The sequence below is a fragment of the Epibacterium sp. HA2-3 genome (assembly GCF_055693725.2).
Window position 1 is genome coordinate 1,125,508 of record NZ_CM172490.1, and the last position, 22,386, is coordinate 1,147,893.

Here is a 22,386-nt window from a genome sequence, read left to right on the forward strand (position 1 = left end):
CAATTTCAGAAAGGTAGAGCGATATGCTGACAGAGCATACCCCCGAGCTTGAGACCAAATTTGCCCGTTTTGGTGAGGCGCTGACCCTGACTGAGGGCGAGGTGATCGAAGGCTACGCAAGCCTCTTTGGCGTGGCCGATCAAGGCAAGGATATCGTCACGCGTGGCGCTTATGCGGCCTCGCTGGCGGCGCATCAGGCGCGCGGCAGCAAGGTCAAGATGCTCTGGCAGCATGACCCAAGCCACCCCATCGGCGTCTGGGACGAAATCCTTGAGGACGAGACCGGCCTGCGCGTCAAAGGCCGTATCCTGACGGAAACCCAGAAAGGCGCGGAGGCCGCCGCCCTCGTGCGCGCGGGCGCCATCGAGGGGCTGTCGATCGGCTATCGCACCCTCAAGGCCACCCGCGACAAGGAAGGCCATCGCCGGCTTGAGGACCTCGCCCTCTGGGAGGTGTCTCTGGTGACGTTTCCGATGCTGCCCTCCGCGCGGGTGTCCCGCACGGCCCGCCGCGCGGCAGAGGCCGCAAAATCCGACGCCCCCGAGGCAGGGCTGCGCGCGCTCGCCGAAGCGCTGCGGGCCGCCACAAATCCCTAACCCCCGAAAGAGGATCAGAGATGACAGACCATCCTTTCACGGGCCGCGCGCCCGAGGATGCGGCGACCCCGCCGCAGAATGTGGCCACGGAAGTGAAACAGGCTGTTTCGCAATTCGTGCAGCATTTCAAGGGGTTCCAAGACGACGTGACCCAAAAACTCAAACAGACGGAAGAGCGTATGACCATGTTGGATCGTAAAACCCAAACCGCGGCGCGGCCGCATCTCGCAGCAGCCGAGGTCGATGGCGCGCCGCATCAAAAGGCGATGCAAGCCTATCTGCGCCACGGCGACGAGGAGGGCTTTCGCGGCCTCGACCTGGAGGGCAAGGCCATGTCTTCGGCAGTGAATTCCGATGGCGGTTTCCTGGTCGATCCGCAGACGGCGGATGTGGTGAAATCGGTGCTGCACTCCACCGCCTCGATCCGTTCGGTGGCCTCGGTGGTCAATGTGGAGGCGACCTCCTTTGACGTGCTGATCGACCATTCCGACGTGGGCGCGGGCTGGGCCACCGAGACCGGCTCGGTCACAGAGACCGGCACGCCGTCCATTGACCGTATCGTGATCCCGCTGCACGAGCTTTCGGCCTTGCCCAAGGCGTCGCAACGGCTGCTGGATGACAGCGCCTTTGACATCGAAGGCTGGCTTGCGGGCCGGATCGCCGACAAATTCGCCCGTGCCGAGGCGCAGAGTTTTATCTCGGGGGATGGCATCGACAAACCCACCGGCATCCTGACCCACCCCACGGTGGACAATGACAGCTGGAGCTGGGGGAACATCGGCTATGTGGCCACCGGCAGCGATGGCGGCATTGGCTCGGCGGATGCGATCGTGGATCTGGTCTATGCGCTGGATGCGCGCTACCGCGCTGGGGCGAGCTTTGTGATGAACTCCAATACGGCGGGTCTGATCCGCAAACTCAAGGACGCCGATGGTCGTTTCCTGTGGTCCGACGGGCTTCAGGCGGGCGAACCTGCGCGGCTGATGGGCTATCCGGTGCTGGTGGCCGAGGATATGCCGGATGTGGCCTCGGATAGTCTCTCGATTGCCTTTGGGGATTTTGCCGCCGGCTACACCATCGCCGAGCGTCCCGATCTGCGCGTTCTGCGCGATCCCTTCTCTGCAAAACCGCATGTGCTGTTCTACGCCACCAAGCGCGTGGGCGGAGACGTGAGCGATTTTGCCGCGATCAAGCTGATGAAATTCGGGCTGAGCTGAGGCTTCCAGCCCGAATGACGGGGCCGGCAGCCCGGCTCCGTCGGTGGGTGCGCGTCCATATGGGTTTGTCGTCCAGCTGCTCCCCTCCGTCCGAGCGGCAGACCCGGCGCGCACCCGCCCCCTAAGGGAGGCACAGCAGACCCTGTGCGCGGAGCGAGATTTCCAGCGGAGATTGCCGATGATTTTGCACGAACTGACCCCGCTGCCGGACAGCGCCCTACCGCTCGCGGCCTTCAAGGCGCATCTGCGTCTGTGCACGGGATTTGGCGAGGAAACGCTGCAGGACGCGGTGCTTCTGGCCTTCTTGCGCGCCAGCCTTGCGGCCATTGAAGCGCGGATCAACAAGGCGCTGGTGCAGCGCGACTATGTGTGGCGCCTCAATGCCTGGCCCCGCGTGGTGGAGCTGCCGGTGGCGCCGGTTTCCAGCGTCACGCAGGTGGCACTGGTGGACCAGACCGGCGCGGAGACCGAAGTGCCCGCGGCGGCCTATGCGCTGGCCCCCGACGCCCATGCGCCGCGCCTCACTCCGGTAGCGGGCCTCTGGCCGATGCTGCCCACGCAGGGTGGCGCGGTGATCCGTTTCACCGCCGGGATGGCGGCGACATGGGATGCGATCCCGGCGGATCTGGCGCAGGCGGTGATGCTGCTGGCGGCGCATTACTACGAGTATCGCGATGACACCTCCTTGCATGCAGGCTGCATGCCCTTTGGGGTGGCGAGCCTGTTGGACCGCCACCGGATGCCGCGCCTGAGCCTGGCCCGGAGCGGGGTGCAATCATGAGCGCGCCACGTCTGAACCGCCTGTTGCACCTCGAAGATCCGCAAGCGACCAGTGACGGCGCCGGAGGGTTTGAGGTGACTTGGGTCGTTGTGGGCCAGCACTGGGCCGAGGTTGATGCGCTCACGGGGCGCGAAACGGGGCGCGGCGGCACTTCACTGTCGCTCCAGCGCTATCGGATCATCCTGCGCGCCGCCCCTCAGGGCTCATCTGCGCGGCCCCGGCCGGACCAGCGGTTTCGCGAGGGCAGTCGCATCTACAAGATCGATGCGGTGGCCGAGCATGACCCGCAGGGGCGGTACCTTCAATGTTTTGCAACCGAGGAGCTGGCCACATGACCTATGCGCTGTCTCACAGCCTGCAAACCGCGGTATATCAACACCTTATGGCCGACGCGGCGCTGGCCGCCGAGGTGGGCACTGCGATCTATGACATGCTGCCCTCCGGCAGTTTGCCCGGGCTTTATGTGACCCTCGGCGCGGAGAGCGTGCGGGACCGATCCGATGTCACAGGGGGCGGCGCGCTGCATCGCTTTACCGTGACCGTGGTGGCCAATGCAGCCGGGTTCAGCGCCGCCAAACGCGCGGCGGCGGCGGTATCGGATGCGCTGGTGGATGCGCCGCTGACCCTAACGCGCGGGCGTCTGGTGGGGCTGTGGTTTGACCGCGCCACAGCCAAACGCCTGAGCAACGGGGATCGCTCCATCGCGCTGCGGTTTTCCGCGCGTCTCGAAGACTCCTGACATGATTTCAACGCATTAGAATAAGGACCCCTCTCATGAGTGCTCAAAACGGCAAGGATCTCCTGATCAAGGTGGATATGACCGGCACCGGCAGTTTCACCACCATCGCAGGCCTGCGCGCCACCCGTATCAGTTTCAACGCCGAGAGCGTTGATGTGACCAGCCTCGACAGCACGGGCGGTTGGCGCGAGCTGTTGGGCGGTGCGGGTGTGCGCTCGGCAAACCTCTCGGGCTCTGGCGTGTTTCGCGATGCGGATACTGATGAGCGCGCGCGGCAGCTGTTCTTTGATGGCGAGACCCCGGCGTTTCAGGTGGTGATCCCGGATTTTGGCACAGTTGAAGGGCCATTTCAGGTCACAGCACTTGAATACGCCGGGAGCCACAATGGCGAGGCCACCTATGAGCTGTCGCTGGCCTCTGCCGGAGCGCTGACCTTTACGGCGGCCTGAGCCATGGCAAACCCCTACAGAGGCGAAGTGACGCTGGTGCTCAACGGCCAGCCGCAGTTGCTGAAGCTGACACTGGGTGCGCTGGCGGAACTGGAGGCGGAGCTGGGCGAGGGTGACCTTATTTCCCTGGTGCAACGCTTTGAAAGCGAGAGATTTTCCTCGCGCGATATGCTGGCGCTCTTGGCGGCAGGGCTGCGCGGGGGCGGGTCTGAGATCAGCCGCGCAGATCTGGCGCAGGCCGAGATCGAGGGGGGCGTGATGCAGGCCACCAGGGTCGCGGCGCAGTTGCTGGCGCTGAGTTTCGCGCTTCCAGCGGAGGACGCATGAGCCGTGCGGCGATGCTGGACTGGCCCGCCCTGATGCGCGCCGGGATGCTGGGGCTGCGGCTGACCCCGCGTGAGTTCTGGCAACTGACCCCGGCAGAGCTGCGGCTGATGCTGAACCTTGAGGCCAGCGCGCCGCCCATGGACCGCGACCGCCTGAGCCATCTGCTGACGCAGTTCCCGGATCATATCAACGACGTGAATCAACCGGAGTGACCCATGGCAAACACAACAGATTCCGACTTTGAATCCCAGACGGGGCCGCTGGAGGACAGCCTTGGCGATGCCGCCGGGATGGCGGCGCAGTTCACCGCCGAGATGGACCGGGTGCGCGCGGCCTTTGCCGCCACGCAGGCGGATGCGGCGGATTTTGAAACCGGCCTCAGCCGGGGGCTGCGCCGCGCAATGAAGGATCTGGTGGTGGATGGCGACAGCCTGAGCGATGCGCTCACCGGCCTCGCCAAGACGATGATCAACACCACCTTCAACTCCGCCATGCGCCCGGTGACGGATCATCTCGGCGGGCTGGTGAGCGACGGGATCGGCGCGCTTGTGGGCGGCATCCTGCCCTTTGCCGATGGTGCGGCCTTCAGTCAGGGAAAGGTGACGCCCTTTGCACGCGGTGGCGTGGTGTCCTCGCCGACGCATTTCCCGATGCGCGGCGGGCTTGGCCTGATGGGCGAAGCGGGGCCGGAGGCGATCCTGCCATTGGCGCGCGGCCATGACGGCAGCCTTGGTGTCAAGACGCAAGGCGGCGGCACATCTCCGACCGTGGTGATGCATGTCACAACCCCCGACGTGGCCGGGTTCCAGCGCTCCCGTGGGCAGATCGCAGCCCAGATGAGCCGCATGCTCGCACGCGGAAACCGCAATCGCTAGGGAGGCTAAGCCCATGAGTTTTCACGAAGTTCGTTTTCCCGAAACGCTCTCCTTTGGCTCTGTTGGCGGGCCGGAGCGGCGCACGGATGTGGTGACGCTGGCCAATGGCCACGAGGAACGCAACACCCCCTGGGCGCATGCGCGGCGGCGTTTTGATGCTGGGCTGGGCCTGCGCAGCCTTGAGGATATTGCCGCGCTGATAGCGTTCTTTGAGGCCCGTCAGGGCCAGCTCCATGGGTTTCGATGGAAGGACTGGACCGATTATGCGTCGTCACTGCCGGGTCAGGATGTGACGTTCGGGGATCAGCTGATTGCCACCGGCGATGGCGACAGGCGTGTGTTCCAGCTTGCCAAACGCTACCGCTCCGGCCCGCATGAATACCTGCGTCCGATCAGCAAACCCGTCGCCGGAACGGTGCGCCTTGGGATCGACAATGAGGCGCTGGTGGAGGGCGTGGACTATGACCTCGACCTCACGACAGGTCAGGTGACGCTGGCCTATGTGCCTGAAATCGGACGTGAAATCCGCGCGGGCTTTGAGTTTGACGTGCCAGTGCGCTTTGACACGGATCGCATCCAGACCTCGGTGGCGTCGTTTCAGGCGGGCGAGGCTCCGAATGTGCCAGTGGTGGAGGTGCGGGTGTAATGGATCGCGAAGGCTTGAACACGCATCTCAAATCCGGGGCCACCACGGTGTGCCGCGCCTGGGAAGTCCGTCGCACGGATGGCGTGACGCTGGGGTTCACCGATCACGACCGGGATCTGAGCTTTGAGGGCGTGACCTTTCGCGCTGGCACCGGCCTCAGCGCGCGCAGCCTGATGCAGAGCACCGGGCTTGCGGTCGACAACAGCGAAGCACTCGGCGCACTCAGCTCCGATGCGGTGCGCGAGGCGGATATTGAATCCGGGCGCTATGACGGGGCCGAGGTGCGCGCGTGGTTGGTGAACTGGGCGGACACAACTGAGCGCGCCCTGCAGTTTCGCGGCTCCCTCGGCGAGATCCGCCGCGCAGGCGGCGCCTTTGAGGCCGAATTGCGTGGCCTGACCGAAGGGTTGAACCAGCCGCTTGGGCGGGTGTTCCAAAAGCCGTGCAGCGCGGTTCTGGGCGATGCGGCGTGCAAATTCGACCTGAGTACGGCGGGCTATGCTGTTGAAATTGATGTTGAAACATCACGCGATGGGCAGTTGTTCGCGTGGGCGAGCCTCGATGGATTTGCGCCGGGGTGGTTCACTGGCGGGCGGCTTACGGTTCTGGGGGGTGCGGGCGAAGGTCTCTGGGCCCCGATCCGGTCGGACAGTCTGAACGCGCGCCGCGAGATCACCCTCTGGCAGCCGATCCGCGCCGATATTCAGCCGGGCGACTTGGTGCGTCTGAGCGCAGGCTGCGACAAACGGCAGAGCACCTGTCGGCTGAAGTTCGACAATCTGGTGAATTATCAGGGCTTTCCCGACATTCCCGGCGAGGACTGGATGGTGGCAGTCCCCAAGCGCACCGGCCAGAACACCGGTGGCAGCCGCAGATGAGCCGCGACATCAACACAGAGGCGGTGGCCCTCGCGCGGCACTGGCTGGGCACGCCCTATCGCCATCAGGGGGCCACGCGGGGGGCGGGCTGCGATTGTCTCGGGCTGATCCGGGGCCTCTGGCGCAGCCTTTATGGCAGCGAACCCGAACCCGTGCCGCCCTATACCCGCGACTGGGCCGAACGTGGCAGCGAGGAACGCCTGTGGCGGGCAGCACTGCGGCACATGCAACCCGCCCAAGACCCCATGCCCGGGCAGGTCATCCTGTTTCGCATGCGCGCAGGGGCGGTGGCCAAACACCTTGGCCTCCAGAGCGACAGCGCGCGCTTTATCCATGCCTACAGCGGTCATGGCGTTGTCGAGAGTGCGCTGACGCCCGCGTGGCAACGGCGCATCGTGGCGCGCTTTGCCTTTCCCGACCCCAACGATCTCTGAGGAGGACATTTCATGGCGACACTGGTTCTGGCAGCGGCAGGCTCCGCCGTGGGCGGGGCAATCGGCGGCTCCGTGGCGGGGCTCTCGACGGCGATCATTGGCCGTGCGGTGGGCGCTAGCCTCGGCCGCGTCATTGACGAGCGCCTCCTGGGCAGTGGCAGTGCGGCGGTGGAAACCGGTAAGGTCGACCGCTTTCGCATAACCTCCGGCAGCGATGGCGAGCCGATGGCGCAGGCCTTCGGCCGGATGCGTCTGGGCGGGCAGGTGATCTGGGCGACAGAGTTTGTCGAGACCGCCACCACCACCTCCTCTGGTGGCAAGGGCACCACGCCCTCGCACAGCACCACCAGCTATTCCTATAGCCTGTCGATGGCGGTGGCGATCTGCGCGGGCGAGATCACACGCGTGGCGCGGGTCTGGGCCGATGGCGAAGAGGTCGCACCGCGCGACCTTAACATGACCGTGTATCGCGGCACGCCGGATCAGCAGCCCGACCCCCTGATGGAGGCGGTCGAGGGCGCGGGTCAGGTGCCGGCCTATCGCGGCACCGCCTATGTGGTCTTTGAAAACCTCGATCTGGAGCGGTTCGGCAACCGGGTACCGCAGTTCTCATTCGAGGTGCTGCGCGCCGAGCAACCCTCGGGCGAGGCTTATGAACAGGATCTGGCGCAGATCGTGCCCGGCGTGGCGCTCATTCCCGGCACCGGTGAATACAGCCTCGCCAGCCAGCCGGTCTATATGCAGCAGGGGCCGGGCGCGCAGACCGCGGCCAATATCAACCAGATCTCGGGCGAGACCGACCTTGTGGCCTCGATCGATGCACTCTCTGAGGAGCTGCCGCTGGCCGAGGCGGTATCCATGGTGGTGTGCTGGTTTGGCGATGATCTGCGCTGTGGTGACTGCACCCTTGCGCCCAAGGTGGAGCAAAAACTGGCGGATGGGTCGATGCCGTGGCAGGTGGCGGGGCTCACCCGGGTCAGCGCGGACGAGGTCATCAACGACGCAGGCACCGCCGTTTATGGCGGCACGCCGGCGGATCAGGCGGTGGTGCAGGGCATCCAGCATCTGAACGCCCAAGGCAAGCGGGTGATGTTTTACCCCTTCATCCTGATGGAGCAGCAGGCGGGCAATACCCTCCCTGATCCCTATAGCAACGCCGAGAGCCAGCCGGTGTTGCCCTGGCGGGGGCGGATCACGCTCTCGACCGCACCGGGACGTTCCGGCAGCCCGGATGGCACTGCGCTTGCGGATACCGAGGTCGCGAGCTTTCTCGGCACGGCCTCGGCCAGCGATTTCACCATCTCGGGCGGGCAGGTGAGCTATCACGGCCCCAATGAGTGGAGCTTTCGCCGATTTATCCTGCATTACGCAGCGCTTTGCGCGGCGGCTGGCGGCGTGGAGGCGTTCTGCATCGGCTCGGAATTGCGCGGGTTGACGCAGATCCGGGGCGCGGGCGGCTTTCCATTTGTGCAGGGGCTGAAGGATCTGTTGGGTGAGGTGCGCGCGCTTTTGGGGGCGGAGGTCAAACTGGGCTATGCGGCGGATTGGTCGGAGTATTTCGGCTATCAGACGCCGGAGGGCGACCATCTGTTTCACCTCGATCCGCTGTGGTCCGACCCGCAGATCGATTTTATCGGCATCGACAATTACATGCCGCTCAGCGACTGGCGCGAGGGTGAGGATCACCTCGACGCGCAGGAGTGGCCCGCGATCTATGATCTCGGCTATCTCAAGGCCAATATCGAGGGCGGCGAGGGCTACGACTGGTATTACCATTCCCCCGAGGCCGAGGCGGCGCAGATCCGCACGCCGATCACCGATGGCGCCTATGATGAGCCGTGGATCTACCGCAACAAGGACATCCGCAGCTGGTGGTCGCTGCCGCATCACGACCGGATTGGCGGGGTGCGGTCCGAGACCGCGACCGATTGGGTGCCGCAATCCAAACCGATCTGGTTCACAGAACTGGGCTGTGCGGCCATCGACAAGGGAACCAATGAGCCGAACAAATTCCTCGACCCGAAAAGCTCTGAATCGCAATTGCCGCGTGCCTCCAATGGCTTGCGTGACGATCTGATCCAGCAGCAATATCTGCGTGCGCAGCTGACCTATTGGCAGGAGGCGGCGCATAACCCGACCTCCAGCACCTATGGCGGTACCATGGTGGACCTGAGCCACGCCTACGTCTGGGCCTGGGACGCGCGGCCCTTTCCGGCCTTTCCCAACCGGGTGGAGGTCTGGGACGATGGTGAAAATTACGCGCGCGGGCACTGGCTCAACGGGCGGGCGGGGCAGCGCACGCTGGCCTCTGTGGTGGAGGAGATCTGCCAAGAGGCGGGCGTGACGGAAATCGACGCAAGCCAGCTCTGGGGCATTGTGCGCGGCTATGCGGTCTATGACGTGGCAGAGGCGCGCAGTGCCTTGCAGCCCCTGATGCTGCGCCACGGGTTTGACGCCATCGAGCGGGATGGCACGCTGATCTTTCGTCTGCGTGACGGGTTGCGCGCACGCGACATCAAAGCCGAGACACTGGCGGTGCTGCCGGAGATGGACGGCGATCAGGAACAAAGCCGCATGCCCGAGGCAGAGCTGATGGGCCGCGTGCGCCTGCGCTTCGTCGAATGGGGCGGCAGCCATGACACCGTCGCCGAAGAAGCGGTGCTGCCGGACGAGGCCACCCATGCGGTCAGCCAGAACGACCTGCCGATGGCGCTGACACGTGCCGAGGGGCGGCAGGTGGTGCAACGCTGGCTGGCAGAGGCGCGGATTTCGCGCGACACTGCGCGTTTTGCGCTGCCGCCCTCCATGGCGCTGGAGGTTGCGGCGGGGGACGTGGTGCGCTTGCCGGGGCAGGACGGCGAAGGGGCGGCGCGCTACCGGGTGGACCGGGTGGAGCAGGCCGAGGCGCAGATCCTCGAGGCCGTGCGCATTGAACCTGTGGTCTACCAGCCGCTCGCAACGGCCGAGGATCTGCCGCGTGACACCGCCTTTGCCGCACCAACGCCGGTGCTGCCGCTGTTTCTCGATCTGCCGTTGATGCGCGGTGATGAGGTGGCCCATGCGCCCCACGTCTGCGCCACGGCCCGCGATTGGCCGGGGGCGGTGGCACTCTACGGGGCGGATCTGGGCGGGGATTTCCAGTTCGAAGACCTCTTGCCCGCCCGTGCGACCGTCGGGATCACGCAGACCGATCTTGTGGCTGGGCCGATGGGACGCTGGGATCGTGGCGCGGATCTTGAGGTGGAGCTGATTGCCGGCACGCTCGAAAGCCGCGACGGGCTGTCGGTGCTGGGCGGGGCCAACCGGCTGGCGATTGGCGATGGCAGCCCGGACACCTGGGAAGTCATCCAGTTTGCAGAGGCAGAGTTGATCGCGCCCGGGCGCTACCTGATCCGGGGCCGTCTGCGTGGCCAGTACGGCAGCGACGCGGTGATGCCAGAGGTCTGGCCTGCGGGCTCTTATGTGGTGCTGCTGGACGCTGCCGTCGAGCAACTGGATCTTGCGCTCTCGGACCGCCGGATTGCACGGGACTATCGCTTTGGCCCCTCGCGGCGCGCCTATGATGATCCCGCTTATGTGGGGCTCTCTGCGGCCTTTGACGGGATCGGCCTGCGCCCCTATGCGCCGGTGCATCTGAGGACAGCGCAGACCCTTGGCGCCGACATGGGGTTTGACTGGATCCGGCGCACCCGGATCGAGGGCGACAGCTGGGACCTAGAGGAGGTGCCGCTTGGCGAGGAGACAGAGGTCTATCGCGTGCGGGTGCGCTCTGGTGCAACGATTTTGCGCGACGTGCGTGTCACCGTGCCCGCATGGACCTATTCTGCGGCAGAGCAGGCCAGTGACGGCGTGCAGGCCGGGGATGTGGTGGAGGTGGCGCAGATCTCGGCCCGGTTTGGCGCCGGGGCGGTGGCGCAGTGGGCGCTGGCATGAGGCCGGTGCCTTGTGCGCCAGACGTTCTGCGCCCGGTGCTCTGGGAGGACATCCGAAGCCTTGCGCGCGCGCTTCTGGCGCATCCGGCGCAGCGCCGGGGCGCGCTCTGCCAAGAGATCCTGAAGGGGGCGGCGCGGGCACGGGTTTACGCCGCCGCGACCGGGCGCTGCCACCCGCGCTGGGGCGATGGATCGCTGGATCGGGCGGCGCGCCGGTTTCCGCTGGCGCCGGAGCCGTTTCCCGGCGCGCCGGACTATGCGGGATGCCTGCAAATGGCGCTTGCGGCCGCTCAGCACCGCAAACCCTAAGCGACGACGTGAAACCTATCGGGCCACAAAAAACGCCCCGGCGCGCTGCGACCGGGGCGTTTCAAATCTCGATCCGTCAAAAGAGGCGGGCAGCGCCCCTTTTGTCCGATGCTTAGGCCAGAGCCAGATCGGTTGCGGATTCGCGGCCGTCGCGACCGGACTGGATCTCGAAGGTCACCGCCTGGCCGTCGGCCAGACCGGTCAGACCGGAGCGCTCCACTGCGGAGATGTGCACGAACACGTCGTTGGAGCGGCCTTCAACCGCGATGAAGCCGTAACCTTTGGTGGAGTTAAACCACTTCACGGTACCATTAGCCATTTTCAAAGTTCCTTTTGGTCTTTGTCGCCCGCAACGTGCGGCGACCCGGCAGCTTAACGTCGAAAGCGGTCGGGTAGACAGAACTTCGAAAGTATAAGGTTGCTCCTCTCTTTTGACCTTAAATCAGAGTCGTGACAAGTAGGTTTCTGGGGCTTTCACGTTGGGTTTGCGAGAACTTGCCTCAAGAAAACAAGGGTTTTTACCACGTTGTTACATTTCAAGCGATGATGGGAGACATCACGGGATTGCGCTTGGCAATTGAGGACATAGATAGCTAGGCTAGGAACCCGGAGTGTCGCGAGATACTGACATTTCGCCCGGATCGCGCGGGAGCGCTGCAAAAGCAAGGACCAAGCCTATGTTGGATACACATAAGGCCGTGAGGCAAATCGACCCTGTCTGGGGCCGGATCACCGAAGAAGCGGAAAGAGCCGTCGCAGAACAACCCCTGATGGGTGGGCTGATTCATGCCTGCATTCTCCACCACAAGACGCTCGACAAGGCGCTGAGTTATCGGATTGCGGCCAAGCTCTGTTCCAACGAGATGTCGATGGTGATCCTGCGCGAGATCGTTGATGGCGCTTATGAGGCCGAGCCCGCGCTGGTTGAGGCCGCGCGCGCCGACCTGATGGCCGTCTTTGAGCGCGACCCTGCCTGCCACCGGCTCTTGCAGCCGATCCTCTACTTCAAAGGCTATCAGGCCATTCAGGCCTACCGCGTGGGCCATTGGCTGTGGCAGCAGGGCGATTGGGACCTGGCCTATTTCTTCCAGATGCGGATCTCCGAGATCTTTGGCGTCGATATCCATCCGGCGGCGAAGATCGGCAAGGGGATCATGATCGACCACGCCCATTCCATCGTGATCGGGGAAACCGCCGTGGTGGGGGACAATGTGTCGATGCTGCATTCGGTGACGCTGGGCGGGACCGGCAAGGAAGAAGAGGACCGTCACCCCAAGATCGAGGATGGCGTGCTGATCGGTGCGGGCGCCAAGGTGCTGGGCAACATCCGCATCGGTCACTGTTCGCGCATTGCGGCGGGGTCCGTGGTGCTGCAGGAGGTGCCGCCCTGCAAGACCGTGGCCGGGGTGCCTGCAAAGATCGTGGGCGAGGCGGGCTGCGATCAGCCCTCCGTCAGCATGAACCAGGTGCTTGCCGGAAAATAGCGCTGCGGCGCGGGCCGCGGCGTCTGGCGCGCTCGCTTCCACGTCGATGCGAACAGAGGGGTCGGACCAGTCCGGCCCCTTTGCGTTTGTGTCCCGCGCGGGATTTGGCAAATGCGCACGCAGGCTCTAGGCTCCTGAGGGATCAACAGCGAGACGGGGAGGCAGCCGCATGACGGCCTATATCATCGGCCAGTTGCAGATTCAGTCGCGGGACTGGATGGAGGAATACTATGCCAAGGTGCCGCAGGTGCTCGAAGCGCATGGCGGGCGCTTTTTGGTCCGAGGGGGAGACCCGGCGCGCATGGAGGGCAGTGATCCGACGCCGGATGCGGCTGTGGTTCTGGAGTTCCCCGACCGCGCCCATGCAGAGGCGTTCTGGAATTCGGATGCCTTTCAAGCGCTTGCGCAGCTGCGCCGGACGGGCTCCTCGCTGAACGCGATCCTGGTGGATAAGCTCCCCGACGCCTGATGCATGCCGGAGAAGGCCGTACGCTGGCGCGGGATGCGCAGTTGGCACAGCGCTCAAGACGGGGAGCCTGGCAGATCGAAGAAGCAGATAGAAAAAGGGCCGGACGTCTGTGTCCGGCCCTTCTGCGTTCGGTGTGAGTCGCAGCCGATCAGGCCAGCATCACCATCGGGTTTTCCAGATTGTCGACGATGGCCTTCAAGAGGTCCGCGCCCAATGCGCCGTCGATCACGCGGTGATCCACGGACATGGTGACGCTCATGACGGTGGCAACGGTCAGCTCGCCATCGGCGCCCACCACGGGTTTCTTGACGCCGGAGCCGACGGCCAGAATACCCGCATGCGGCGGGTTCACGATGGCGTCGAAATTGTCGATGCCGAACATGCCGAGGTTGGAAATCGCGAAGGAGCCGCCCTGATACTCGTGCGGCGCAAGCTTGCGGTCGCGCGCACGGGTGGCGAGGTCTTTCATTTCGCTCGACAGGGCCGACAGCGACTTCATGTCGGCGTCCTGCAGGACCGGCGTGAAGAGACCGCCCTCAATCGCGACCGCAACGGCCACATCGGAGGCTTTCATCTTGAGCACACGATCCCCGGCCCAGACCGCATTGGCGTCCGGCACGGACTGCAGCGCCAGCGCCACGGCCTTGATGATGAAGTCATTGACGGAGAGTTTGACGCCCCGCGGCTCCAGCTGCTTGTTGAGCTGGGAGCGGAATTTCAACAGCGCGTCGAGCTGGATGTCGCGGCGCAGGTAGAAATGCGGGATGGTCTGCTTGGCCTCAGAGAGACGCGCGGCGATGGTCTTGCGCATCCCGTCGAGTTTGACTTCCTCGAAGCTGCGACCCTCGTACATCTTGGCCACCTGATCGGCGGAGGGGCCGGAGGGGGCTGCGGCTGGCGCGGGGGAGGCGCTCGCCGCAGGGGCGGCTGCAGCCTGCGCGTCGGTCTGTGCGTCGGCCTTGGGCGCGGCGGTGGCGTTTTCCACGTCCACCTTGATGATGCGACCACGGGGGCCGGAGCCTTTGATGGCGCTCAGGTCGAGACCCTTGTCGGCAGCGATGCGACGCGCCAGCGGCGAGGCAAAGATGCGCGAGCCATCTGCCGCAGCGGGCGCTGCCGGGGCAGGGGTTGCCGCAGCCGGAGCGGCGGCTTTCTCGGCGGCGGCAGGCGCCTCCTCGGCAGCCGCGTCAGCGGCCGGGGCCGCTTCCGATGTTGCCGCCGATGTGTCGATATCATCAGCGCTTTCGCCATCTTCGAGCAGGACCGCGATGGGGGTGTTGACCTTTACCCCCTCGGAGCCCTCAGGGATCAGGATCTTGCCAACGACACCTTCGTCCACGGCCTCGAATTCCATCGTGGCCTTGTCGGTCTCGATCTCGGCGATCAGATCGCCAGAGGAGACGGTGTCGCCTTCTTTGACAAGCCATTTCGCCAGCGTGCCTTCCTCCATCGTGGGAGAGAGGGCGGGCATGAGAATTTCAGTGGGCATCCTTGCTCTCCTTAGCGGTAGGTCACTTGCTTCACGGCTTCGATCACCTCGTCGGTGGTGATCAGCGCGTGTTTTTCGAGGTTGGCGGCATAGGGCATCGGCACATCCTTGCCGGTGCAGACCGCGACCGGTGCATCGAGATAGTCAAACGCCTGTTGCATCACCTCGGAGGCGATGTAGGAGCCAACGGAGCCCTGCGGCCAGCCTTCCTCGACGGTGACCAGACGGTTGGTCTTCATCACCGATTTGATCACGGTGGGCAGGTCCATCGGGCGCAGGGTGCGCAGGTCGATGACCTCGGCGTTGATGCCGTCCTCGGCCAGCTTGTCCGCCGCTTCAAGCGCGTAGGTCATGCCGATGCCGAAGGACACGATGGTCACATCATCGCCCTTGCGCCAGATCTTCGCCTTGCCGAAGGGCACGGTGTAGTCATCAAGCTTGGGCACCTCAAAGGATTTGCCGTAGAGGATCTCATTCTCGAGGAAAATCACCGGGTTGGGGTCGCGGATCGCCGATTTCAGCAGGCCTTTGGCGTCGGCAGCGGAGTAGGGCATCGCCACTTTGAGGCCGGGGATCTGCATGTACCAGGCCGCATAGTCCTGAGAGTGCTGGGCGGCCACGCGGGCGGCGGCGCCATTGGGGCCACGGAACACCATCGGTGCGCCCATCTGACCACCGGACATATAGAGCGTCTTGGCGGCAGAGTTGATGATGTGGTCAATCGCCTGCATGGCGAAGTTGAAGGTCATGAATTCCACGACCGGGCGCAGGCCCCCAAAGGCCGCGCCGGTGGCGATCCCGGCAAAGCCATGTTCGGTGATCGGGGTGTCGATCACACGTTTGGAGCCGAATTCGTCCAGAAGACCTTGGGTGATCTTGTAAGCGCCCTCATATTCGGCGACTTCTTCACCCATCACAAAGACATCTTCGCTGCTGCGCATTTCTTCGGCCATGGCGTCGCGCAGGGCTTCGCGGACGGTCTGGCTGACCATCTCGGTGCCTTCGGGATAATCTGGGCTTTCATCCACCTCGGGTGCGGCCGGGGTGGCGGCAGCCGCGGCGACCGGCGCGGGCGCAGCGGCCTCTGCGGCGGGGGCTTCGGCTGCAGGCGCGGCTGCGGAGGAGACCGCATCCTCGACGCTTTCCCCTTCTTCAACAAGGATCGCGATGGGCGTGTTCACTTTTACGCCCTCGGAGCCCTCGTCGATGAGGATCTTGCCGACGATACCTTCGTCGACGGCCTCGAATTCCATCGTGGCCTTGTCTGTTTCGATCTCGGCAAGAATATCGCCGGAATTCACGGTATCGCCTTCCTTGACCAGCCATTTGGCCAGTGTGCCTTCCTCCATGGTCGGCGACAGGGCGGGCATCAGAATTTCAGTTGCCATAGTCTCAGTCTCTCCCCTCAGGCGCTCTTTTGCGGAATATCGTCGGCGTAAATATCGGTCCAAAGCTCCTCGAGCGCGGGCTCGGGGCTCTCTTTGGCGAAATCAGCGGACTTGTTGACGATATCCTTGATCTCTTTGTCGATGGCTTTGAGGTCTTCCTCGGAGGCGTGCTTGCCGGTGAGCAGCATCTCGCGGACCTGTTCGATCGGATCGCGTTCCTCGCGCATTTTCTGCACTTCCTCGCGGGTCCGGTATTTCGCCGGGTCCGACATGGAGTGGCCGCGATAGCGGTAAGTCTTGACCTCGAGGATATAGGGACCCTTGCCCGCGCGGCAGTGGGCCACGGCGCGCTCGCCGGCCTCTTTCACGGCCAGAACGTTCATGCCGTCCACTTCTTCGCCCTTGATGCCGTAGGCCTCGCCGCGTTTCCAGAGCGCGGGCGACTTGGTGGAGCGCTGGACGCTCGTGCCCATGGCGTATTGGTTGTTTTCAATGACAAAAATCACCGGCAGATCCCAGAGCTGCGCCATGTTGTAGGTCTCGTAGACCTGGCCCTGGTTCGCCGCGCCATCGCCAAAATAGGTGAAGGTCACGCGGTCGTTGCCCTTGTATTTGTCGGAAAAGGCAAGGCCTGCGCCGAGCGGCACCTGCGCGCCGACGATGCCGTGGCCACCATAGAAATGCTTCTCCTTCGAGAACATGTGCATGGAGCCGCCCTTGCCCTTGGAGTAGCCGCCCTCGCGACCGGTGAGTTCGGCCATCACGCCGCCGGCATCCATGCCGCAGGCGAGCATGTGCCCGTGGTCGCGATATGAGGTGACGCGTTTGTCGCCTTCTTCTGCGGCGGCCTCAAGGCCGACCACAACGGCTTCCTGACCGATGTAGAGGTGGCAGAAACCGCCAATCAACCCCATGCCGTAGAGCTGACCCGCCTTTTCCTCGAATCGCCGGATCAACAGCATTTCGCGGTAGTACTTGGTCAGTTCTTCGGCGGAAACATTTGATTTCTGAGCGCTTTTTCTTGCGGCCATAACGGCTTGCTCCCCCTAAAGCTTAGGTAGTTTAACACTAAACTATCTCATAGTGTATTTTGCTCCAGCATGCGAGGGATAATCTCGAAGCAGTTGAAATCCGGCTTGGATTTGCTGTTTTTTGCACCAAAACAGGCCCCACATCTGGCAGTCTTCTGGTCCCAGCGAGCGCCGCTTGCTGTGCGACGGAACCGCTGTGACAACTGCGGCAGGGTGGCGGGTTGCGCGCATAAAATCAAGCCCGGGCGCCGCGCAGCGGATCTGCGCAACGTCCCCGCGACGAGACATCCGCCCAACGGGAGGCTTGCGGGCGCTCTGGGAGGGAAAGAGGAGAGATCTGGTGGCTCTATGCGGGACCTGAGCGCGCAAGCATCAAACCGCGGTCAATATCAAGGGGGGCACAGGCGATTGGGCGTCAAGCCGCGTGGATCAGTCGATGATGATCTCATCGGCGCGCGCCATGCCCAGCACCGAGCGCGCTTGTTCATCCAGAAGATCCAGATCGAGATAGTCATCCGACAGGCGCCGGGTGAGGTTCTCCATCCGCGCGATCTCCACTTCGAGCCGCTCCAGATCCTTGGCCAGCCCGTCGGCCTCGGCCTGCAGCTCCACCCGCCGGAACAGGCCAAAATCCCCTTGCACGGCGGCAAAGGTGAAATAGGCGCTCAAAAGGAACGCTGCGGCAAAGAACAGCAAGGTGCCCAGAGAAGGCGTGGATTTTCGCGTCACGTTGATGGTGCCTGTAAAGATCTTGCTCGATTGCGCCGGTTTGTCCGACGTCTGAGAGGGTTATGGCACAGGCACCGGCGCCTGTGAATCCCCAAAAGGGTTAACACTGCATCGTGTCGCATAGGCGGAACAGGTGGGCGAGGCGCATGTCTTCTGAAAGACAACTTTGAACCAAAGGTTTCACTGATTGATGCAGTGGCACGGGCTGATAGGCAATTCGGCGAAGCCATGGAGTGCACTGAGTTAGATGCCTTTACCTGGCGGCTGAGACACTTTAGCTTGGCGTGAAATAAGGACCATTCTGGCACGTAGCAGTGTACTCGCAACAATTTCAATCTGCATCCGCATCGAAAGAAGCCGACTTTGAAATGGTGGCGTTCGGGGCCGCAAGTGACGGTACAAACGATTATGTGCTTCTGCAGATGGCAGATGAATTCGACGATCAAGATCGCTCGGCGGGCATGGATGGGATCTATTTAGAAATCAACGACCAAGCGCATAGCGACTATAAGGCAGTGTCTCGAGTTGAAGTTTTTCTGAACGTTGTGATAATTCATTTTGCATCTGAGCAATTAGATCTGCCACACACTTTCGATCCGCTTTGCATTCGGCTTGATGGTGGTATCCATTTTGGCGCGGACGTACGCGAGATGCTCGTCAGCATGGCCCATCGTGCTGAAATAGGCATTGAGAGTACGCCGATAGTGTATTGAGACATCGACACCGGCTGATAGGCGCTGAGGCGAAGCGTCTCAATCGGGGAATGGCGCGCCTTTGCGGGAAGCCCTCTGGGGATCACTTTCATATTGAGAAAAACCGAAATTCAACGCGAATTGCGAGCAACGCTATTGTGACCTGCAGTACGCCAGCGATAATCCGCACGACAGAGGTCCGGTTTTGTCACCGAGCACAGGGCTGATACAGGCTTCTCGTCCGAAGTCTCTTGATGCAGCCGTGTAGGGCGAGAGTGCGGTCAACACATCGAAAAGAGCGCAGTGCTTCAGTCGGGCCTACGTCTAGCGCTGTGTCTTTACCGCTGAACATAGGCGCGTGCGCTCGCTCACGAAAGGCCAGATTTGCCGACAGAGAGATTTGAGTTGCGTTTGACTACATATGGCTACGGGGCGGGCGCGGTCGGCGAGCTCCCGGCGGTCGACGAACGCCAGGAGCTCGGGATGTCGCATCGGATATGGCCCGTGGATCAGGCCGCGCGGGCGGGAGCTGCGGTGCTAGAGCTTGCCTGCCCACCGGTAAAGCCTTCTAGCAGGTTGGTGAGGCGGGAGGCCTGGGTGCGCATCTCCTGGCTGGCGGAATAGGTTTCCTGCACCATGGCGGCGTTTTCCTGCGTGGCCTTGTCGAGCTGCGCCACGCCGATGTTGATTTCCTGGATGCCGGCAGCCTGCTCGCTGGAGGAGCTGGCGATGGCGGAGACCATGCCAGAGACATTGGTGACGCTCTCGACGATCTGGGTCAGGGTTTCGGCGGTGGCCTGTACCAGCTGCTCTCCCTCTTCGACCTGGCTGGAGCTTTCCTGAACCAACTGCTTGATTTCACTTGCAGAATGGGCCGCTTTCATGGCCAGTCCGCGCACTTCGGAGGCCACCACCGCAAAGCCACGGCCGGCTTCCCCGGCCCGCGCGGCCTCGACGCCCGCGTTGAGCGCCAACAGACTGGTCTGAAAGGCGATATCGTCGATCGCGGTGATGATCTGGGAGATGCGGTTGGAATATTCCGCAATCGAGGCCATGGCGCGGCTCGCCTGCGCCATCACCTCGCCGCCCTGTTCGGCGCGGCGGCGGCCTTCCTCAACTTCGCGGTCGGCGGCCTTGGCCTGCGCGGCGCTGGATTGCACGGCGGTCGACATTTCTTCCAGCGCGGCAGCGCTTTCTTCCAGCGTGGCGGCCTGGGTCTCGGAGCGCTGCGACATCTGATCCGACATCCGTTCCATTTCGCGCGCGTTTTGTTCCACGACGGTGGAGCTTTGATTGAGCTGGGCCACCAGATCCGAAAGCGAGGAGGAGAGCGCGTTGAAATCCTCGCAGAGCGTGGCGTAACCGGGGCCGAGGTCCTCCCAGTCCTGCGCTACGATGTTCTGGTCGAGATCGCCGCTCTTGAGACCGCTCATGGAGGCACCGAGGACGCCAAATAGCTCGACCCGGCGCGCGTTTTCGGCGGCGTTCTGGCGGTCATGCGCGTCGGCCTCGGCGAGCTGAGTGCGCAAATCCTTGAGATTGCGGGCAATCTGACCGAGTTCGTCGCCACGCTGAGTGCCGGAAATCTCTGCCGCGTAGTCCTTCTTTGCCAGTGCCGCGATGCTCTGCGCTGCGTCAGACACTGGCTGGCTCAACTTGCGCCCAAAGACAAAGGCCACGGTCACCGCGACAAGCGCCGCTGCGACGCTGGTGGCGATCTGTATGATCTGGCAGAACAAAATGAGGGAGTCGACCTCTGCGCGGACGGATTTGCTGGTGGCGGCCAGTTTGTCCTGAAGCGCATCCACCACATCGCGCACCTGTCCGGCGAGCGGGAACACCTTGTCAAAGACCACGCGCAGCTGCGCCTCGCCTTCGGTGCGCTCTACCTCCTGCAATGTTGCCTCAAGCTGATCCAGAAGCGGCTCGGTCGAGACCAGCGCGTCGTAGGCCTGCATGTCCCGTGCGGCGATGATGGGGGTGGATTTGAAATTATCCTCTGCGACGGCAAGCTCGCTACGGATCTCTTCGATATTGGCGCGCAGGTCGCTCAGCCCCTCGGGCATGCCGACGGTATAGGACAAGAGATCGCCGATACCTTGTTCGATGTCTTCCTTGATGGCGTCGAGGCTTTTGCTTTGGGTGCTGACCGCGCGATAGTGATAGGTGGCCCCGGCAAGGCGTTGGTTTGCAAACCACGAAATCGCGGCGATGATCAGGATCATCGCAATAAATATTCCCGCAAAACCAAAGATTTGCTTGCGCAGCGAGAGATTCGTCATCCGGGGGCCCCTTAATACAGATGGGCGCATAGGCGCGCGCATCGCAGAAAGCCTACCGTAAACTGTGTAAAAATTCGGTTGTTGCCCCAGGGGAAAGACGCAATCCCGGGCCGCGCGCGGCACCCATAAAGATCAAATTTTAACAAAGGCGCCCCGCCGCAGGGATTCTGCAGCGGGGCGATGAAAGGCTTCATCTGGCTGGGCCGACAGGTCTGGCCGGGCTGGCCGAGTTGACCGAGTTGGGCGGGGGCAGGGCGCGTCAGTTGGCCCTAGCCCTTGCGGAAGGGCGGGGCCGGGCGCAGGTTCAGGTCTGCAGGGCAGCGACGCCGGGCAGGACCTTGCCCTCCATCCACTCAAGGAAGGCGCCCCCGGCGGTGGAGATGTAGCTAAAGGCCTCTGCCGCTCCCGCCTGATTGAGCGCAGCGACGGTGTCGCCTCCGCCCGCAACGGAAATCAGCTGGCCGGCCTTGGTGAGTTCTGCCGCCTTTTGCGCCGCTGTATTGGTCGCAATATCAAAGGGCGCGATTTCAAAGGCACCAAGCGGGCCGTTCCAGATCAGGGTCTTGCTCTCGGCAAAGACTGTGGAAATGGCCGCAACCGAGGCGGGGCCAGCATCCAGGATCATCGCATCCGCAGGGCAGGCGTCCGCGGGCACGGTCTCATTGTCGGCGCCGGCCTTGAATTCGCGCGCGACCACCACGTCCGACGGCAAAAGGATCGTGCAGCCTGCCGCCTCGGCGCGGGCCATGATGTCCTTGGCGGTGCCTGTCATGTCATGTTCGCAAAGCGATTTGCCAACGTCGATGCCTTGGGCCGCAAGAAAGGTATTGGCCATGCCGCCGCCGATCACAAGCGTGTCTACCTTGGCCACCAGATTGCCCAGAAGGTCCAGTTTGGTCGAAACTTTGGCGCCGCCCACAACCGCAGTGACGGGGCGTTCAGGCGTGGCCAGAGAGCCTTCGAGCGCTTTCAGCTCTGCTTCCATCAGGCGGCCCGCGCAGGCAGGCAGCAGGCGCGCCAGCGCTTCGGTGGAGGCATGGGCGCGGTGGGCGGCAGAGAAGGCATCATTGCAGTAGATATCACCAAGCGCGGCCATCTCTTTGGCGAGATCGGCATCGTTTTGTTCTTCGCCGGGATAAAAGCGCGTGTTCTCAAGGAGCAGGATCTGCCCGGGCGCGAGCGCGTCAACGGCGCCTTTTGCAGCGGGGCCTCGGCAATCGGCCACAAACATCACCGGCGCGCCAAAGGCGGCCTCCAGCGCGGGGACCAGCGGCTGCAACGACATCTCGGGCACCACCTTGCCCTTGGGGCGGCCAAAATGCGCCAGCAGCACAGGTTTTGCCCCCTTGGAGAGCAGGTCGGAGATCGTTGGCACGAGGCGGCGGATGCGGGTGTCATCGGTGACTTTGCCGTCTTCCATCGGGACGTTGATATCCACGCGGGTCAAAACGGTTTTGCCTTGCAGATCCATGTCGTCGAGTGTCTTCCAGCCCATGTCCGGCTCCTCTGTCAGTGCGGCGCGCCTGCGGAGTGCAGGCGCAGAAAATTCAATGTCCTGCGCCTGTGTCCTGCGTTTCCGGGCGTCAGTCAATGGGCAGGCATCCCGATGTGGCTTTTGCGCGCGTCCTGCCGCCACAAG

24 protein-coding genes are annotated in these 22,386 nt (G+C 63.5%); 17 read left to right on the plus strand and 7 right to left on the minus strand.

From position 1 onward, the window contains the following. Positions 1-23 precede the first annotated feature (23 nt). The 14 genes from ACZ1HH_RS05195 to ACZ1HH_RS05260 all read left to right on the plus strand — a co-directional run bounded on the left by ACZ1HH_RS05195 (position 24) and on the right by ACZ1HH_RS05260 (position 11,183). The gene (locus ACZ1HH_RS05195) at positions 24-596 is read left to right on the plus strand and encodes an HK97 family phage prohead protease (protein WP_472636050.1); all 573 of its coding nucleotides are present in this window, start codon (positions 24-26) and stop codon (positions 594-596) included. Positions 597-616: 20 nt separating this feature from the next. Then, positions 617-1,813 carry a phage major capsid protein gene (locus ACZ1HH_RS05200; RefSeq protein WP_472636051.1) on the plus strand — a complete coding sequence of 399 codons (1,197 nt, stop codon included), beginning with the start codon at positions 617-619 and terminating at the stop codon, positions 1,811-1,813. A 178-nt stretch (positions 1,814-1,991) separates the two neighbouring features. Continuing rightward, on the plus strand, positions 1,992-2,594 hold the full coding sequence (locus tag ACZ1HH_RS05205; RefSeq protein ID WP_472636052.1) for a head-tail connector protein: 603 nt from the start codon (positions 1,992-1,994) through the stop codon (positions 2,592-2,594). Beyond that, a complete protein-coding gene (locus ACZ1HH_RS05210; protein WP_472636053.1) occupies positions 2,591-2,929 on the plus strand; it encodes a head-tail adaptor protein in 339 nt (112 codons plus the stop codon). Before ACZ1HH_RS05205 ends, ACZ1HH_RS05210 begins: the two co-directional genes overlap by 4 nt. Next, a complete protein-coding gene (locus ACZ1HH_RS05215) occupies positions 2,926-3,333 on the plus strand; it encodes a DUF3168 domain-containing protein (protein WP_472636054.1) in 408 nt (135 codons plus the stop codon). The genes ACZ1HH_RS05210 and ACZ1HH_RS05215 overlap by 4 nt, the downstream gene beginning before the upstream one ends. Positions 3,334-3,368: 35 nt before the next feature. Further along, positions 3,369-3,782: a phage major tail protein, TP901-1 family gene (locus tag ACZ1HH_RS05220; protein WP_416368276.1), complete on the plus strand. Its 414-nt coding sequence runs from the start codon at positions 3,369-3,371 to the stop codon at positions 3,780-3,782. A gap of 3 nt (positions 3,783-3,785) precedes the next feature. Continuing rightward, positions 3,786-4,109: a gene transfer agent family protein gene (locus ACZ1HH_RS05225; protein ID WP_472636055.1), complete on the plus strand. Its 324-nt coding sequence runs from the start codon at positions 3,786-3,788 to the stop codon at positions 4,107-4,109. Continuing rightward, a complete protein-coding gene (locus ACZ1HH_RS05230; RefSeq protein ID WP_472636056.1) occupies positions 4,106-4,321 on the plus strand; it encodes a rcc01693 family protein in 216 nt (71 codons plus the stop codon). The genes ACZ1HH_RS05225 and ACZ1HH_RS05230 overlap by 4 nt, the downstream gene beginning before the upstream one ends. Before the next feature lie 3 nt (positions 4,322-4,324). Further along, positions 4,325-4,984 (plus strand): phage tail tape measure protein, encoded by a 660-nt coding sequence (locus ACZ1HH_RS05235; RefSeq protein ID WP_487320414.1) that lies wholly within the window; start codon positions 4,325-4,327, stop codon positions 4,982-4,984. A gap of 13 nt (positions 4,985-4,997) precedes the next feature. Next, positions 4,998-5,630, plus strand: a complete 633-nt coding sequence (locus ACZ1HH_RS05240; RefSeq protein ID WP_472636057.1) for a phage distal tail protein, Rcc01695 family — start codon at positions 4,998-5,000, stop codon at positions 5,628-5,630. After that, positions 5,630-6,508: a DUF2163 domain-containing protein gene (locus ACZ1HH_RS05245; protein WP_472636058.1), complete on the plus strand. Its 879-nt coding sequence runs from the start codon at positions 5,630-5,632 to the stop codon at positions 6,506-6,508. The genes ACZ1HH_RS05240 and ACZ1HH_RS05245 overlap by 1 nt, the downstream gene beginning before the upstream one ends. Continuing rightward, a complete protein-coding gene (locus ACZ1HH_RS05250) occupies positions 6,505-6,942 on the plus strand; it encodes an NlpC/P60 family protein (RefSeq protein WP_472636059.1) in 438 nt (145 codons plus the stop codon). Before ACZ1HH_RS05245 ends, ACZ1HH_RS05250 begins: the two co-directional genes overlap by 4 nt. A gap of 12 nt (positions 6,943-6,954) precedes the next feature. Next, entirely contained in the window at positions 6,955-10,875 is a 3,921-nt protein-coding gene (locus ACZ1HH_RS05255; protein WP_472636060.1) for a baseplate multidomain protein megatron, read from the plus strand. Then, on the plus strand, positions 10,872-11,183 hold the full coding sequence (locus ACZ1HH_RS05260) for a DUF7742 family protein (RefSeq protein WP_472636061.1): 312 nt from the start codon (positions 10,872-10,874) through the stop codon (positions 11,181-11,183). Before ACZ1HH_RS05255 ends, ACZ1HH_RS05260 begins: the two co-directional genes overlap by 4 nt. A 112-nt stretch (positions 11,184-11,295) precedes the next feature. Here the strand turns inward: ACZ1HH_RS05260 and ACZ1HH_RS05265 are convergent, their stop codons facing one another. Then, complete coding sequence (locus tag ACZ1HH_RS05265) at positions 11,296-11,502, minus strand: cold-shock protein (protein WP_011538414.1); 207 nt, start codon at positions 11,500-11,502, stop codon at positions 11,296-11,298. A 358-nt stretch (positions 11,503-11,860) separates the two neighbouring features. On the opposite strand from ACZ1HH_RS05265, the gene cysE reads away from it, so the two are divergent. Together cysE and ACZ1HH_RS05275 are read left to right on the plus strand one after the other, a co-directional pair. After that, entirely contained in the window at positions 11,861-12,667 is an 807-nt protein-coding gene (gene cysE, locus ACZ1HH_RS05270; protein ID WP_011538415.1) for a serine O-acetyltransferase, read from the plus strand. Positions 12,668-12,836: 169 nt separating this feature from the next. After that, positions 12,837-13,136 (plus strand): DUF1330 domain-containing protein, encoded by a 300-nt coding sequence (locus ACZ1HH_RS05275; RefSeq protein WP_416368284.1) that lies wholly within the window; start codon positions 12,837-12,839, stop codon positions 13,134-13,136. Between the two features lie 148 nt (positions 13,137-13,284). Here ACZ1HH_RS05275 and ACZ1HH_RS05280 read toward each other — a convergent pair whose 3' ends face one another. From ACZ1HH_RS05280 to ACZ1HH_RS05295, 4 genes are all read right to left on the minus strand, one after another. After that, positions 13,285-14,625 carry a pyruvate dehydrogenase complex dihydrolipoamide acetyltransferase gene (locus ACZ1HH_RS05280; RefSeq protein ID WP_472636062.1) on the minus strand — a complete coding sequence of 447 codons (1,341 nt, stop codon included), beginning with the start codon at positions 14,623-14,625 and terminating at the stop codon, positions 13,285-13,287. A gap of 11 nt (positions 14,626-14,636) precedes the next feature. After that, positions 14,637-16,013, minus strand: coding sequence for a pyruvate dehydrogenase complex E1 component subunit beta (locus tag ACZ1HH_RS05285; protein ID WP_472636063.1), 1,377 nt, complete (start codon positions 16,011-16,013; stop codon positions 14,637-14,639). Positions 16,014-16,030: 17 nt separating this feature from the next. Continuing rightward, positions 16,031-17,044: a pyruvate dehydrogenase (acetyl-transferring) E1 component subunit alpha gene (gene pdhA, locus ACZ1HH_RS05290; protein WP_011538419.1), complete on the minus strand. Its 1,014-nt coding sequence runs from the start codon at positions 17,042-17,044 to the stop codon at positions 16,031-16,033. Positions 17,045-17,473: 429 nt separating this feature from the next. Then, positions 17,474-17,773, minus strand: coding sequence for an FtsB family cell division protein (locus tag ACZ1HH_RS05295; protein WP_011538421.1), 300 nt, complete (start codon positions 17,771-17,773; stop codon positions 17,474-17,476). Positions 17,774-18,087: 314 nt separating this feature from the next. On the opposite strand from ACZ1HH_RS05295, the gene ACZ1HH_RS05300 reads away from it, so the two are divergent. After that, positions 18,088-18,486 (plus strand): Imm10 family immunity protein, encoded by a 399-nt coding sequence (locus ACZ1HH_RS05300; protein ID WP_472636064.1) that lies wholly within the window; start codon positions 18,088-18,090, stop codon positions 18,484-18,486. Positions 18,487-18,974: 488 nt separating this feature from the next. Here the strand turns inward: ACZ1HH_RS05300 and ACZ1HH_RS05305 are convergent, their stop codons facing one another. Together ACZ1HH_RS05305 and ACZ1HH_RS05310 are read right to left on the minus strand one after the other, a co-directional pair. Next, positions 18,975-20,747: a methyl-accepting chemotaxis protein gene (locus tag ACZ1HH_RS05305; protein WP_487320415.1), complete on the minus strand. Its 1,773-nt coding sequence runs from the start codon at positions 20,745-20,747 to the stop codon at positions 18,975-18,977. Positions 20,748-21,051: 304 nt separating this feature from the next. Then, positions 21,052-22,242, minus strand: a complete 1,191-nt coding sequence (locus ACZ1HH_RS05310; RefSeq protein ID WP_487320416.1) for a phosphoglycerate kinase — start codon at positions 22,240-22,242, stop codon at positions 21,052-21,054. Positions 22,243-22,386 lie beyond the last annotated feature (144 nt).

What these genes read in the sequence shown, in the direction of transcription:
- ACZ1HH_RS05255 (WP_472636060.1), top strand. Translation starts at nt 6,955, where the DNA reads ATGGCGACACTGGTTCTGGCAGCGGCAGGCTCCGCCGTGGGCGGGGCA.
- pdhA (WP_011538419.1), bottom strand. Translation starts at nt 17,044, where the DNA reads ATGGCCGCAAGAAAAAGCGCTCAGAAATCAAATGTTTCCGCCGAAGAA.
- ACZ1HH_RS05225 (WP_472636055.1), top strand. Translation starts at nt 3,786, where the DNA reads ATGGCAAACCCCTACAGAGGCGAAGTGACGCTGGTGCTCAACGGCCAG.
- ACZ1HH_RS05280 (WP_472636062.1), bottom strand. Translation starts at nt 14,625, where the DNA reads ATGCCCACTGAAATTCTCATGCCCGCCCTCTCTCCCACGATGGAGGAA.
- ACZ1HH_RS05215 (WP_472636054.1), top strand. Translation starts at nt 2,926, where the DNA reads ATGACCTATGCGCTGTCTCACAGCCTGCAAACCGCGGTATATCAACAC.
- ACZ1HH_RS05310 (WP_487320416.1), bottom strand. Translation starts at nt 22,242, where the DNA reads ATGGGCTGGAAGACACTCGACGACATGGATCTGCAAGGCAAAACCGTT.
- ACZ1HH_RS05275 (WP_416368284.1), top strand. Translation starts at nt 12,837, where the DNA reads ATGACGGCCTATATCATCGGCCAGTTGCAGATTCAGTCGCGGGACTGG.
- ACZ1HH_RS05210 (WP_472636053.1), top strand. Translation starts at nt 2,591, where the DNA reads ATGAGCGCGCCACGTCTGAACCGCCTGTTGCACCTCGAAGATCCGCAA.
- ACZ1HH_RS05220 (WP_416368276.1), top strand. Translation starts at nt 3,369, where the DNA reads ATGAGTGCTCAAAACGGCAAGGATCTCCTGATCAAGGTGGATATGACC.
- ACZ1HH_RS05230 (WP_472636056.1), top strand. Translation starts at nt 4,106, where the DNA reads ATGAGCCGTGCGGCGATGCTGGACTGGCCCGCCCTGATGCGCGCCGGG.
- ACZ1HH_RS05245 (WP_472636058.1), top strand. Translation starts at nt 5,630, where the DNA reads ATGGATCGCGAAGGCTTGAACACGCATCTCAAATCCGGGGCCACCACG.
- ACZ1HH_RS05235 (WP_487320414.1), top strand. Translation starts at nt 4,325, where the DNA reads ATGGCAAACACAACAGATTCCGACTTTGAATCCCAGACGGGGCCGCTG.
- ACZ1HH_RS05205 (WP_472636052.1), top strand. Translation starts at nt 1,992, where the DNA reads ATGATTTTGCACGAACTGACCCCGCTGCCGGACAGCGCCCTACCGCTC.
- ACZ1HH_RS05195 (WP_472636050.1), top strand. Translation starts at nt 24, where the DNA reads ATGCTGACAGAGCATACCCCCGAGCTTGAGACCAAATTTGCCCGTTTT.
- ACZ1HH_RS05260 (WP_472636061.1), top strand. Translation starts at nt 10,872, where the DNA reads ATGAGGCCGGTGCCTTGTGCGCCAGACGTTCTGCGCCCGGTGCTCTGG.
- ACZ1HH_RS05240 (WP_472636057.1), top strand. Translation starts at nt 4,998, where the DNA reads ATGAGTTTTCACGAAGTTCGTTTTCCCGAAACGCTCTCCTTTGGCTCT.
- ACZ1HH_RS05250 (WP_472636059.1), top strand. Translation starts at nt 6,505, where the DNA reads ATGAGCCGCGACATCAACACAGAGGCGGTGGCCCTCGCGCGGCACTGG.
- cysE (WP_011538415.1), top strand. Translation starts at nt 11,861, where the DNA reads ATGTTGGATACACATAAGGCCGTGAGGCAAATCGACCCTGTCTGGGGC.
- ACZ1HH_RS05200 (WP_472636051.1), top strand. Translation starts at nt 617, where the DNA reads ATGACAGACCATCCTTTCACGGGCCGCGCGCCCGAGGATGCGGCGACC.
- ACZ1HH_RS05285 (WP_472636063.1), bottom strand. Translation starts at nt 16,013, where the DNA reads ATGGCAACTGAAATTCTGATGCCCGCCCTGTCGCCGACCATGGAGGAA.
- ACZ1HH_RS05265 (WP_011538414.1), bottom strand. Translation starts at nt 11,502, where the DNA reads ATGGCTAATGGTACCGTGAAGTGGTTTAACTCCACCAAAGGTTACGGC.
- ACZ1HH_RS05305 (WP_487320415.1), bottom strand. Translation starts at nt 20,747, where the DNA reads ATGACGAATCTCTCGCTGCGCAAGCAAATCTTTGGTTTTGCGGGAATA.